The organism is Streptomyces sp. AK08-02, from assembly GCF_033795085.1.
Taxonomy (GTDB): Bacteria; Actinomycetota; Actinomycetes; order Streptomycetales; family Streptomycetaceae; genus Streptomyces; species Streptomyces echiniscabiei.
In genome coordinates, this window is record NZ_JARAZV010000005.1 from 64,600 (window position 1) to 76,598 (window position 11,999).

Sequence of the window (11,999 nt, forward strand, 5' to 3'; positions counted from 1 at the left end):
ACCGGACTCACGCCGTACTCCACCAGATTAACGGCGCAGCGCCGCGGGTTTCCCGGCCTCCACAGGCTGTGTGGAATCCAGGTGCGCCCAGACGATCAGCCGATGACTGTGTCCCCACTCCGGATCGCACGTGGTCAGCGTGAGATAACGACCCGAACGCGTGTACCCGCTCTTACGTGGCACAGGATCGATCACCTCAATATCCGTGGGCACGGTTTTGTAGGGGCCTTTGTCGATCCGATACGTGAACCAGGTCGTCCCGTCCGTCAGCACCACCGCGTCCCCGCGCCGCAGCCTCGGGAAGTCCTTGAACGGATCGCCGTACGTCCGCCGATGGCCGGCGACCGAGAAGTTGCCCTCCTGGCCGAGCCGCGCGGTGGTGGCGTAGTGGCCGAGGCCCTTCTTCAGGGTGCTCGTTCCCGTGCCTTCGAGCACGGGCTTGTTCCACGTGAAACCAAGCCGCGGGATGTACATGATCGCGAAAGGCTTGGCCGAGGCGTATGGCGCGGGGGGCTTCGGGCCGGTCGAGATCGTGCTGCTCGTGGGGCTGGGCGCCGCGACCGGCGGAGTCTGTGCCACCGCGCCCTTCGACCACTGCTCCTGCAACTGGTGGATCTGGTCGTCCATGACGTCGTCGGCCTTCACGCCCGTCCAGAACAGCACGTACACGACGAAGAGCACGATCAGCGTGCCCACCGTGACGCACAGCTCACTGACCGTCCTGACGATGACACGCCCCGACACAGGCCCCCCAGCGGTGAGCTACCAGCTGTTCCGGCTACTCCACAGGCTTCGCGTAGTGCAGGTCCACTGTGCCCGAGTACCCGGGCAGAGTCACCGTTCCGTCCTCGTCGACCTGCCAGCCGAGCCCGTAGACGTTGACGTACACCATGTAGTTCTGGATCGCCTTGGACGCCGTGAGCGCGCCTCTGAGCCTGTCCGGATCACCTACCGCCGTGATCTTGTACGGGGGTGAGTAGACGCGTCCCTGGAGGATCAGGGTGTTGCCCACGCAGCGGACCGCGCTGGTGGAGATCAGGCGCTGGTCCATGACCTTGATCCCCTTGGCCCCGCCCTGCCACAGGGCGTTGACCACGGCCTGCAGGTCCTGCTGGTGGATGACCAGATAGTCGGGCTGGGGCTCGGGATAGCCGGGGAGCTTCGCCGTGGCGTTCGGCGGGGCGTCGTTGAGAGTGACCGTGAGCGCCTGGCCCTTGACCTTCTGGGTGCCCGCGGCCTTCTCCAGCGCCGCCAGTCTGGCGTCCTCGGCCGAGGTGCTGCCGTCGTCGCGCTCGGCGAGGGCCTCGACGTCGTCACGCAGGGCCGCGTTGGACTCGTCGAGCCGGCCGTTCTTGTGGCTGCGCTCCTGAATGAGGTCCGAGAGCCTCAGCAGGGAGGCGTCCGTGCGGATGTTCGTGCCCTTGGCCGTGTCGAAGCTCGTGAAGAAAATCAGCCCCGCGAGCGCGAAAACCCCCGCGGTGAGCACCCGGACCGGGCGGAAACGGCGGTTACGGGCAGGACTGGGATCCGTCCCGGGGAAGTCGGCAGAATTGCTCAACGTACCCTTATCTCCTTCGGCGCCGCGGAAGCACTACGCTAACGGACGCCCGGGGGAGCACCACGTGTCCCCTTGTACGCTGCCCCGGAGCCCGACCCAGTTACCTGCGCGGCCACGCAGCGCATCGACAGGAGAGACCCTCGTGCCGAAGTCACGTATCCGCAAGAAGGCCGACTACACGCCGCCGCCCGCCAAGCAGGCGACGGCCATCAAACTGAACAGTCGCGGCTGGGTCGCACCGGTCATGCTCGCGATGTTCCTCATCGGCCTGGCCTGGATCGTTCTGTTCTATGTGACCGACGGCAAGCTGCCGATCGACTCGCTGGACAACTGGAACATCGTGGTGGGCTTCGGCTTCATCGCCGCCGGATTCGGTGTCTCCACGCAGTGGAAGTAGCGGTGCCCTCGGTGGTCGGTCCCCGGCGGCCCGGTCGGCCGACCGGTCACCTTCGGGTGAACGGGGCTCTACCCAGGGCTTTCCACTGAGTTATCCACAGCCGAGATTGATTTTCCACACCCCGCCTGGGGAAAAGACGACGATCTGTGGATAACTCATCGAGTGTTGACGCCGGTACGACTGACACACCGGCAATCGCAAGCTTGTTCGCCCCCTGCCTGACCTGCGGAAACTCCGGTCGGTGACAGGGGGCGCAACTGTTCCCGCACACTATGCACAGGTAAGGCCACGCACTGTGGACAACAGGCACTCAGTGACAGGCGCGACCGGTCAGGGTTTCCTGTCGGGGCACGCTAGATGAGCTGGGCCGTGCGGATCAGTGTCATGGCTACCACTGCGACGAGGACCAACGCGCAGGTGCCGTACTGGATCAGGGACCGGCGCTCGCGCGGGGCGTGGACCATGGCGTAGCCGATGACGACTCCGCCGACGAGGCCGCCGACGTGGGCCTGCCAGGCGATGTTGAGCGGCCCGAAGGTGAAGAGCAGGTTGATCACCAGCAGGGCGATGATCGGTCGCATGTCCTGGTTGAGGCGGCGCATCAGGACAGCGGTCGCGCCGAAGAGGCCGAAGATGGCGCCGGAGGCACCGAGCGAGCCGCTGCTCGGGGAGGCCAACAGGTAGGTGAAGGCACTGCCCGCGAGACCCGAGATGAGGTAGAGCGCCAGGTAGCGGACCCGGCCGAGGACGGCTTCCAGCGGGCCGCCGAGCCACCACAGGCTCAGCATGTTGAAGGCGAAGTGCCAGATGGCCTGGTGCGCGAACATCGAGGTGAACAGCAGATACCACTGTCCCTCGGCGACGCCCTCCGTGGCCGTGTACGGTGCCGGGGGCCACTTGCCGACGAGGACCAGGTCGTCCAGGAACGACGGGCTGATCTGGCCGACGAGGAAGACCGCGAGGTTGATCCCGATGAGAATCTTGGTCAGGAGGCGGGGATCTGCCGCGATGGTGCCGCCGGCCAGGGTGCGCGGCCGGGAGGCGCCGGGCGCGTGACCGGTTCCGGAGCCGTTGCGCACGCATTCCGGGCACTGGAAGCCGACGGAGGCGCTGACCATGCACTCGGGGCAGATCGGGCGTTCGCAGCGGGTGCAGCGGATGCCTGTCTCGCGGTCCGGGTGGCGGTAGCAGGGGGGCAGGCTCTGGGCGTCCTGCGGGCCCTGCGGGCTGCCTGGCGCCTGATCCATGAGCTCCCCCAAAATCCGTCGTTCCATCGATCCGTCCGAGCGGTCGATGCGTCGTCGTATGCAATGCACCGCCCCGCACATCCTTACGGATGGGCGGGGCGTTTGGTTCCCTGGGTGTTTCTGCGGAGGATCACGAAGATCCCCGTGAAAGAGCCGGTGGGAGTGGCTCTCGGGTCTCAGCCCTGGCGGGTCTCGACGACGACCGACTCGATGACGATGTCGTTGACCGGGCGGTCGGTGCGCGGGTTGGTCGCCGTGGTCGCGATGGCGTCCACGATCTTCTGGCTGGCCGCGTCGGTGACCTCGCCGAAGATGGTGTGCTTGCGGGTCAGCCAGGCCGTCGGGGAGACGGTGATGAAGAACTGCGAGCCGTTGGTGCCCGGGCCGGCATTGGCCATGGCCAGCAGGTAGGGCTTGTCGAAACGGAGGTCCGGGTGGAACTCGTCCTCGAACTGGTAGCCGGGACCGCCGGTGCCGTTGCCGAGGGGGTCACCGCCCTGGATCATGAAGCCGCTGATCACCCGGTGGAAGACCGTGCCGTCGTAGAGCTTGTCCGTGGACTTCTCGCCCGTCTCCGGGTTGGTCCACTCGCGCTCGCCGGTGGCGAGTTCGACGAAGTTCCGGACCGTTTTGGGCGCGTGGTTCGGCAGGAGCCGGAACTCGATGTCGCCTTGGTTGGTCTTCAGGGTGGCGTAGAGCTGCTCAGCCACGATCTGCCTTCCGTTGTCCTCTTGTGACGCCCCGATCCTCGCACGGTCCACGCCGCGCGTCGCCCGACACCTTCCTCAGGGGGGAATCCGGCACGGCCGCCTGGGTTCCGCCGCTCGGGAGAAAACCGGTCGAGTAGGCACGGGACCGGGGCGCGGGGCAGGGATCCGTGGCATTGTCGACGGCAAGCTCCCGTTGCCCTGTATTCATCGCTATTGCCAGTGATCGTCATCCACTGTCACTTGCGATCGGTTCCGTGCCATCAGCCCCGTGTGACCGGCCGTCCATGACCCGGATGCCCGCCCTCGCATGCCTCACCGTGTATTGCCAGGCATGATCCGTAAAAGGGTGGAGAGTCGCATACCGTACGCCACCGAGGAGGAGGATCCCGTGACCCGCATTGAAAGCGTGCGCGCCGCTACCGGCTCGGCGAAGGACAGCGTCCTGCACGCTGCGGACGTGGTGGCGCCCTACGCCGACACGGCCAAGGACAGGGCCACCCAGTACGCACACGAGGCACGCGTACGGCTTGCGCCCAAGGTGTCCCAGGCTGCGGAACAGGCCCGTGTCCAGTACGGCGCGCATCTGGCGCCGCGGCTGGAGCAGGCCCGTACGCATGTGCCGCCGAAGGTCGACCATGCCGCCCATGAAGCCGCTGTCCGTACCGCCAAGGCCGCCCGGCAGGCCGCCGACTACACCGCGCCGCGCGTTGAGCGCGCGGTTGCGGCTGCCGGACCCGTAAGGGAGGAAGCCGCCGCACGTGGTGCCGCGGCACTGGCCGCGTTGCGCGGCCAGGTCACTCCGCAGGAGATCAGGAAGCTTGCCCGCAAGCACCAGCGGCGGGCCCGGGCGGGCAAGCTCGCCAAGGGGCTGGCCGCGCTGGGCATTCTGGCGGGCGGCGCCTTTGCCGCGTGGAAGTGGTGGGACAAGCAGGCCAACCCCGACTGGTTGGTGGAGCCGCCCGCCGCGACCGAGGTGCCCGAGGCGGGCCGTCTGACGTCGGTGGACGGGACTGGTCAGTCGGTCCTGGACCCCGAGGTCCAGGCGAAGGAGGCCGAGTCGGAGGCGGAAGACGACGAGAACCGTCACTGACGGTTCGTGTCGTCGGTGAGGTCGCTGTGGGGCGGGAGGCATAGGTGCCTCCCGCCCCACAGCGATGTTTCACGTGAAACGTGACGCGGCGGTGTCCTCCGGGACGGTGTTTCACGTGAAACATGTCAGGAGACGGCCAGTCGCGGGCTCGCCCTCAGTACGCCGAGGCCCGGCAGGGCCAGGGTGCGGCGAGTGTCGCGGCGGATGGACTCCTTCTGGCCGACCGTGAAGACGAACAGACGCAGGATCAGGAAGCGGCCCGTACCGGCGAGGCCGGATGCGCTGAGGTAGACGATCTGCTCGGTCAGCATGGCGGGCGACGACTGAACCAGGTGCAGGACGAACATCGCGGCACAGGTGACGACGTAGGCGGCGGTGGCCGAGCCCGCCGACTGCCAGTGCTGGCGCCATCCGGCGCGACGGCCGGCTCCGAAGGTGAAGCGGGCGTGGAGTTCGGTGCACAGGATGGTCGAGGCGACCGTGATGAGCGCGTTCGCCAGGGCCCAGGGCAGCGTCGCGGCGAGCAGTGCCACGGCGCCGCTGGAGAGGACTCCGACTCCGCCGCCGCACAGGACGAACCTGGCGAAGGAGGCGAGTGGTCCGGGGGTGACGGCGTCGGCGGTCTTCGTAACCCCGGCCGCTTTCGTGCGCAGCGCCGCTCCGGTCGTCCTCGGCTTCGACGGGGGCAGCGACTTCACGGCGGTTTCCTTCCGGGCGGCGGACTGTGAACTTCTGTGGATCACGGGGATCGACCGGGTTCAACGATGCCTTCGCGCGCTCGGGGAAACGATGATGTGTACTCCCGAACCGGGGGTGTAGCCAGCCCTACCTTCGAGGTCCGGCAGGCGCTACCCGGACTGGAATCGGGGTCCCGCACAGGAGGTCGTGCGGCCCGGTGGGCCGGCCCCGCGACGTCGCGGGGGAGCCTGATCCGGCGTCCCGCCCAGCCTCGCCTGCCCGTGCTCCCCACCGGCACCGCCCTGCTCGGCAGGGTCTCCGGTGGCCGCCGGGCCCTCGTCGCGCTGGATCACGACCTGGGACGCCACTCGCGGTAAGCACCGGACGCCGGGGGACCGCCCATCGCAAAAATGCCCTCTGACCTGCGTTTCCGCAGTTCAGAGGGCATTTGGGGAGTGGAGCCTAGGGGAGTCGAACCCCTGACATCTGCCATGCAAAGACAGCGCTCTACCAACTGAGCTAAGGCCCCCAAAGGGAGGCGTCCGCCCAGAACACCAGGTACTGGTGGGCGCCGCAGACCAGAGTACCGGGTCATCCCCGGTATCTCGCAAAAGGATTGGGGTCCCCGTGGACGACCACTCTCCGTAAGATGCTCGACGTGGTTCGCTACAGCGAACCGCGGTATTTGGGGAAGCGATGGGGAGACGCAATGGATGCCGCACAGCAGGAAGCGACCGCAAGAGCGCGGGAGCTTCAGCGGAACTGGTACGGGGAGCCGCTGGGGGCGCTCTTCCGTAAGCTCATCGACGATCTTGGACTCAACCAGGCTCGTCTCGCGGGGGTACTTGGGTTGTCCGCGCCGATGCTGTCACAGCTGATGAGCGGTCAGCGGGCCAAGATCGGCAATCCGGCAGTGGTGCAGCGCGTGCAGTTGCTGCAGGATCTGGCCGGTCAGGTCGCGGACGGCAGCGTCAGCGCGGCCGAGGCGACTGAGCGGATGGACGAGATCAAGAAGTCGCAGGGGGGTTCGGTGCTCAGCAACACCGCGCAGTCGACGACGAGTTCGGGGGCGCCCACGGTCAAGCGGGTGGTCCGCGAGATCCAGTCGCTGCTTCGCTCGGTGTCCGCCGCGGGCGACATCATCGACGCGGCGGACACTCTCGCCCCGAGCCACCCGGAGCTGGCAGAGTTCCTCCGGGTGTACGGCGCGGGCCGCACCTCTGACGCCGTGACGCACTACCAGTCCCACCAGAGCTGAGCCGCCGCCCGGCCGCCGACCGGGGGTTCGGCGGCCGGGCTACGGCTCAGGGGGGTCTGACGGGGCAGACAGGCGCGCGGGTGAAGAGGCTCGTACGCCGGCAGGACCGGCCCGTGGCACAACTCGGGTCATGACCGGAACCGGGGGACGGAAGCGGGCAGGGAAACGGGTGCAGAGACAGGTTCTGGGTGAGCGGTGTGACAGTTGGCTCGGGAGCGGGGTAGGAGGAGCCGTACCATCCGCAGGTCCGGAACCAACCGAGCGATGATCCGAAGGGGGATCGACGCAGAGCCATGGGTGAGGTCTTCGCCGGCCGGTACGAACTGGCCGACCCGATCGGGCGCGGGGGAGTAGGCGCCGTCTGGCGCGCATGGGACCACCGTCGTCGCCGGTATGTGGCCGCCAAGGTCCTGCAGCAGAGCGACGCCCACTCGCTGCTGCGTTTCGTCCGCGAGCAGGCGTTGCGGATCGACCATCCGCATGTCCTCGCCCCGGCCAGCTGGGCCGCGGACGACGACAAGGTCCTGTTCACCATGGATCTGGTCGCCGGAGGTTCGCTCGTCCATCTCATCGCGGACTACGGCCCCTTGCCGCCCGCGTTCGTCTGCACCCTTCTCGACCAGCTTCTTTCCGGTCTGGCCGCCGTGCACGCGGAGGGTGTCGTGCACCGCGACATCAAGCCCGCCAACGTGCTGCTCGAAGCGACCGGTACGGGCCGCCCGCGGCTGCGGCTGTCCGATTTCGGCATCGCGATGCGGCTGGGCGAGCCACGGTTGACGGAGACCGACTACGTGGTGGGCACGCCCGGTTACTTCGCCCCCGAGCAAATGCTGGGTGCGGACCCGGACTTCCCGTCCGACCTGTTCGCCGTGGGCCTGGTCGCGCTGTATCTCCTGGAGGGTGCCAAGCCGGACTCCAAGGCCCTCATCGAGTACTTCGCGGCGCACGGCACGCCCAGCGCCCCACAGGGCATACCCGAGCCGCTCTGGCAGGTCGTGGCGACGTTGCTGCAGCCGGACCCACAGGCGCGGTTCCGCACCGCCACAGGCGCGCGCAAGGCTCTTGGGCAGGCCGCCGAGCTGCTGCCCGAGCCCGGCCCCGACGACGAGCTGATCGAGATCTTCGACCAACTCGGGCCTCTCCCAAAGGACTTCGCCCCGGCCGGCCCCCTCAAGCTGTCCCCCGGTGTGACCACGAGCGGCGCGCGTACGGGAACAACGGGAACAGGGGCGGGCGGCGGCACGGGAAGCAGAGCGACCACGGGCACCGGACACGGTGAGCCGGACTCGGACGGCATGCACACCGGCTCGGGAGCAGCCCGCCGATACGACCCGTACCTCGAACCGCACTCGGACGGCACGCCCACCGGTGCCGCGACCGGCGGCACACGCACAGGGCTCGGGCCGGGACCGGGTTCGCTGCCCGGTCCGATGCCGGATCCGGTGCCGGCGTCGGGAGCAGTCGCCCCGCCCTCCGGGCCGGGGACGGGCGCCATACCCGCCAAGCCGGTCAAGAACCCCGTCCCCTCAGGGGCCGACTCCGGCACCGAGCAGCCCTGGCGACACCCCGGCGCCACCCCGGTCCGGCCCGAAGCCGACTCCGTACCGAACCTGCCACGGGGACAGCGGCCTCCACCCGCTCCGCCGACATACCCGGCTCCCTCGGTCCAGCAGAACGGTGCGCCGCCCCTGTCGGACGCCGCGCCACCGCGTCCCGTGCATCCTCCGGCAGTGATCCCGCCCCAGCCGTCCGCCATGTCGGACACGGGGAGTTTTCACCTCCCGCCGCCTCAGGTCGCCGCCTCCTCCGCGACGGCACAGCACCAGTACTCCCCTCACCGGCCGGTGCAGCCCTCCACTCCCCCCACGGCTGTCCCGCTCCCGGCGCCGGCCGCGGTCCACGTACCGCCGCCCTTCGAGGTCCCGTCCTTCGGCGGCTCGCGTTTCGAGCCCGCGCAGGAACCTTTCCCCCGGCCGCACGCCCCGCGGACCGCCACGCAGACGCCCACCGCGACGGTGACGCCCACTCCGACTCTGCGGCAGGACACGTATGCCGCCGGCTCCGCGCAGGTTCCGCTCGCCGCGCAGGCGGTTCCGCAGCGCCGCGGCCGGCGCCGTCAGCGACGCCCCGGTCCGCCCGCGAAGGTGGCGGTACCGGTGCTGTTCCTCGCTCTGGTCTGTTACGCCGTGGGTTTCTGGGCCCTGTTCCGTATCTGAACCAGGGCTTGTCCGGCCGGTCAGGTGGTCCTAGGCGTGGTGGGCGCGCCGCCGGGCGATCATCGTCCACAGCCCGAGACCGAGCACCAGCACGCTCCCGGCCCCGATGCCGCTCACCGCGACCACCCGCATAGCGGCGTCGGCGCCCCTCGCGGGGATCCCGTCCGCCCTTTCGTTGCCGGAGCCCCCCGCCGGAGCGTCGGACGTCAATCCGGCGGCTGCCTCCCGGTCCTGTTCCGTGACCGCGAAGGTGTCCCGGGGCACGGACTGGCCCAGATAACCGGGAGGGTCCTGCGTCGTACCCGTCACCTGGACCCGCAGTGTCAGCCCGTACGGGCCCGCGCCGAATCGTTCCGTCACCCCCTCGGCGAGATGGACGACGAGGTAGTACGAGCCGGCGAACCGCATCCCGCTCATCCGGTCGCCCAGGCCGTAGCGGTTGGCGTAGGCGACGGGTGGCAGCGGATCGAGGGCTGCCGAGCTCTGGCGGCCGCCGTAGAGGAGGCTCTCGTCGTCGACGTACCCGCGCGCGGGGTTGTAGAGCGACATGACGAGCGCGCTGCTGACGTACCGGCCGCCGCTGCTGGAACCGCTGCTGGAGCTGCCCAGTTCGGCAACGGCGTGGAGTTGCTGTCCCCAGTCCACCGGCACCCGGTAGAAGCGGGTCTGACCGGGCGTGATGTCGTCCTGCCAGACTCCCTCTCCCAGTGGGGCGGCCGTGGCGAAGCCGGCGCCGCCCTCGCGGTGGACCGCGTCGCCGGTGAGCGGGTCGGGCGAGTCGGAGTTCCAGTCGCCGGGGGACTCGGGGGCGGTCGTCGCGGCTTTGCTCACGAGGCCCGGCTCGGAGGTGTAGGTCAGCTCAAGGTCCCAGTCGGCCGAGGACGAGCCCGCCGAGTCGATGCGTTCCACGACCATGTAGTACGTACCGGCCGTCTGACAGGCCGTCGTCTCGCCGTCGGTCACGCGGGACGCCCAGGCGGCGACAGGATGCGGGCTGCGGGAGGCCCCGAAGCGTGTGCTGTCGTAGGAGCAGGAACGGGCGTCGGTGTCCTGCACGGCCACCTGGACGCCGTCGGAGGAGGACACGGTCGTGCCGTGACGGGGGACGGCGGTGGCGGAGACGTAGGCGTTCGACGTGGCGTCGAGTGCGAGGCGGAAGTAGAGCCTTCCGTTGACCGGGAGGGTGCTGCGGTAGGTTCCGCCGGGTTCCAGCCCCACGGCGTCCGTGGTGCTCGCGGCCCCCTCGACGCTCTGGGCGCCCTCGGCGAAGTCGTACGTGTACGCGTCCTGCGCGGCGACCGCCTCGGAGCCGCCCCCCGGACCCGTGCCCACCAGCGCGCACAGCGCCGCCGCCACGACCGCGCCCCGCGCTGTGCGCCGCCCCATCACGCGCCACCCCTCGTCATGCCCGACCGCTGCCCGAACCGTCCGCCGCCTCTGCCGGACCCGGGCACCGTCTCTGCCCGGACCGCCGCCCATCCTGCCCCGTCGGCCGTCCCGGCACGCGCGCAATCCGTACGAGCGCTCGAAACAACTCGCCACGCGGTATCCAGATTTGCCTCAGCAAGCGTTTCATTCGCGACGGCGAACTACCCATGGGTCCCGGCGTCAACCGGACAACATAAAACCCCGACCGCGTCGGCGGCCGGGGTCTGTTCACAGACTGCTGTCGATACTCACGAACCCGTGGGCACGGAGTCGGTCGCCTCCGTCCACAGATCCTGCTCGGCGCGATCCGCCTGGATCTGGCGGTACACGAGGAGCCCGCCGATGGCGGCCAGTGCGACCAGGAGAAGCTTCTTCACCGTGCGACCTCGTCTTTCCTTGACGTAGGGGACCTCTGGCGCCCGACTATACCCTCCGACCGAGACCGATCGGTGACCTGCACCGACCCCCAACTCCCGTCCGGCGCACAGCAGTAGAAGCGGACGGCACCGCTCCGATCGGAGGGTGATCACATCTCCACGTACCGTGACTTTTTGCCCCGCTCCGCAGACTTTCCTCCCTAATTACGCACTTTTCAGTGCTGTTGCGTCCATCCGGGTGGTGTTCATCGGAAGATCGACGCGCCACGGTCGCGGGTCCACCACTTCACGACGTCCGTACACATGATTAGGAAAGTACGCAAATCGCCCAACCCGAAAGTGAGGGGCCATGGCCCAGAACAAGGTCATGAAGTTGTGGACCGTCGTCGTCACCGCCTTCCTGGCGCTGTGCACGACGCTGGGACTGATCACGACGACCGCCACCGCGGCGGTAGCCGAGAGCCACCCGGCACGCAACTGCGCCGCACCCGCGGCGGTACCCCCCACAGCCATCGGGGCCTGGTCCTATGCCCGGTCCCTGCCACCCACGATGAAGCAGCGCATCCGGGCCGAGGCCCATGGTTCCTCCCCGAGCTGCCGCCACCGCTCACCCGCGGACACGGACGCCGAGACGGAAGCCGGCCCGGACACCGGCACGGACGCCGAACCGGCGGCACAGCCACCATCCTGACCCCGCGCGCGTGACCGCCCTCGCGTGATTCCCCCCGCGCACCCCCTCTCGCGTGACGCCCCACGACCGACTCCCCTCCCCCTGTAGCGGCGAACTTGCGTACGAAGCCACACGGAGACACACCAGAAAGAACGAAAGCCCCCCGGCCATCCCTGGTCGGGGGTCTCTTCGGCATCCTCGGTCCACGCAACACAGCGGCTGACGCCGGCCGTTGAACGCCAAAGGCCCCCAGGCAAGCTTGCCTGGGGGCCTTTGTGCTGGTGGGGCTAACAGGATTTGAACCTGTGGCCTCATCCTTATCAGGGATGCGCTCTAACCAACTGAGCTATAGCCCCGCCGCGCTCTGCGG

12 protein-coding genes and 2 tRNA genes are annotated in these 11,999 nt (G+C 68.9%); 5 read left to right on the forward strand and 9 right to left on the reverse strand.

The window, feature by feature from the left end; all coding sequences use genetic code 11:
- Positions 1-27: 27 nt before the first annotated feature.
- Both PV734_RS11245 and PV734_RS11250 read right to left on the reverse strand, forming a co-directional pair.
- Complete coding sequence (locus tag PV734_RS11245; protein ID WP_319289385.1) at positions 28-744, reverse strand: class E sortase; 717 nt, start codon at positions 742-744, stop codon at positions 28-30.
- A gap of 34 nt (positions 745-778) precedes the next feature.
- Positions 779-1,558 (reverse strand): DUF881 domain-containing protein, encoded by a 780-nt coding sequence (locus PV734_RS11250; protein ID WP_319097727.1) that lies wholly within the window; start codon positions 1,556-1,558, stop codon positions 779-781.
- 142 nt (positions 1,559-1,700) lie between these two features.
- Between PV734_RS11250 and crgA the strand changes: the two genes are divergently transcribed.
- On the forward strand, positions 1,701-1,955 hold the full coding sequence (crgA, locus tag PV734_RS11255) for a cell division protein CrgA (RefSeq protein ID WP_319097728.1): 255 nt from the start codon (positions 1,701-1,703) through the stop codon (positions 1,953-1,955).
- Between the two features lie 353 nt (positions 1,956-2,308).
- Here the strand turns inward: crgA and PV734_RS11260 are convergent, their stop codons facing one another.
- Both PV734_RS11260 and PV734_RS11265 read right to left on the reverse strand, forming a co-directional pair.
- Positions 2,309-3,202, reverse strand: a complete 894-nt coding sequence (locus tag PV734_RS11260) for a rhomboid family intramembrane serine protease (RefSeq protein ID WP_319289386.1) — start codon at positions 3,200-3,202, stop codon at positions 2,309-2,311.
- A gap of 176 nt (positions 3,203-3,378) precedes the next feature.
- Positions 3,379-3,912, reverse strand: a complete 534-nt coding sequence (locus PV734_RS11265) for a peptidylprolyl isomerase (protein ID WP_319097731.1) — start codon at positions 3,910-3,912, stop codon at positions 3,379-3,381.
- 388 nt (positions 3,913-4,300) lie between these two features.
- On the opposite strand from PV734_RS11265, the gene PV734_RS11270 reads away from it, so the two are divergent.
- The gene (locus PV734_RS11270) at positions 4,301-5,002 is read left to right on the forward strand and encodes a DUF5324 family protein (RefSeq protein ID WP_319097732.1); all 702 of its coding nucleotides are present in this window, start codon (positions 4,301-4,303) and stop codon (positions 5,000-5,002) included.
- Between the two features lie 125 nt (positions 5,003-5,127).
- On the opposite strand, the gene PV734_RS11275 is transcribed toward PV734_RS11270, so the two are convergent.
- Both PV734_RS11275 and PV734_RS11280 read right to left on the reverse strand, forming a co-directional pair.
- Entirely contained in the window at positions 5,128-5,655 is a 528-nt protein-coding gene (locus PV734_RS11275; protein WP_319289574.1) for a GtrA family protein, read from the reverse strand.
- Between the two features lie 481 nt (positions 5,656-6,136).
- Positions 6,137-6,209, reverse strand: a tRNA-Ala gene (locus tag PV734_RS11280).
- A gap of 180 nt (positions 6,210-6,389) precedes the next feature.
- Between PV734_RS11280 and PV734_RS11285 the strand changes: the two genes are divergently transcribed.
- Positions 6,390-6,938: a helix-turn-helix domain-containing protein gene (locus tag PV734_RS11285; protein WP_006379503.1), complete on the forward strand. Its 549-nt coding sequence runs from the start codon at positions 6,390-6,392 to the stop codon at positions 6,936-6,938.
- Between the two features lie 293 nt (positions 6,939-7,231).
- A complete protein-coding gene (locus PV734_RS11290; RefSeq protein ID WP_319289387.1) occupies positions 7,232-9,154 on the forward strand; it encodes a serine/threonine-protein kinase in 1,923 nt (640 codons plus the stop codon).
- A 30-nt stretch (positions 9,155-9,184) separates the two neighbouring features.
- Here PV734_RS11290 and PV734_RS11295 read toward each other — a convergent pair whose 3' ends face one another.
- The gene (locus tag PV734_RS11295) at positions 9,185-10,540 is read right to left on the reverse strand and encodes a hypothetical protein (protein WP_319289388.1); all 1,356 of its coding nucleotides are present in this window, start codon (positions 10,538-10,540) and stop codon (positions 9,185-9,187) included.
- Positions 10,541-10,830: 290 nt separating this feature from the next.
- The gene (locus tag PV734_RS11300) at positions 10,831-10,959 is read right to left on the reverse strand and encodes a DLW-39 family protein (RefSeq protein ID WP_003999697.1); all 129 of its coding nucleotides are present in this window, start codon (positions 10,957-10,959) and stop codon (positions 10,831-10,833) included.
- A gap of 349 nt (positions 10,960-11,308) precedes the next feature.
- On the opposite strand from PV734_RS11300, the gene PV734_RS11305 reads away from it, so the two are divergent.
- The gene (locus tag PV734_RS11305) at positions 11,309-11,650 is read left to right on the forward strand and encodes a DUF6344 domain-containing protein (RefSeq protein ID WP_319097735.1); all 342 of its coding nucleotides are present in this window, start codon (positions 11,309-11,311) and stop codon (positions 11,648-11,650) included.
- Positions 11,651-11,908: 258 nt separating this feature from the next.
- On the opposite strand, the gene PV734_RS11310 is transcribed toward PV734_RS11305, so the two are convergent.
- Positions 11,909-11,985 (reverse strand) — tRNA-Ile (locus tag PV734_RS11310).
- Between the last annotated feature and the right edge of the window lie 14 nt (positions 11,986-11,999).

Excerpts from the sequence above, each read along its gene's own strand:
- PV734_RS11260 (WP_319289386.1), bottom strand. The coding sequence starts at position 3,202 with ATGGATCAGGCGCCAGGCAGCCCGCAGGGCCCGCAGGACGCCCAGAGC.
- PV734_RS11285 (WP_006379503.1), top strand. The coding sequence starts at position 6,390 with ATGGATGCCGCACAGCAGGAAGCGACCGCAAGAGCGCGGGAGCTTCAG.
- PV734_RS11290 (WP_319289387.1), top strand. The coding sequence starts at position 7,232 with ATGGGTGAGGTCTTCGCCGGCCGGTACGAACTGGCCGACCCGATCGGG.
- PV734_RS11295 (WP_319289388.1), bottom strand. The coding sequence starts at position 10,540 with ATGGGGCGGCGCACAGCGCGGGGCGCGGTCGTGGCGGCGGCGCTGTGC.
- PV734_RS11305 (WP_319097735.1), top strand. The coding sequence starts at position 11,309 with ATGGCCCAGAACAAGGTCATGAAGTTGTGGACCGTCGTCGTCACCGCC.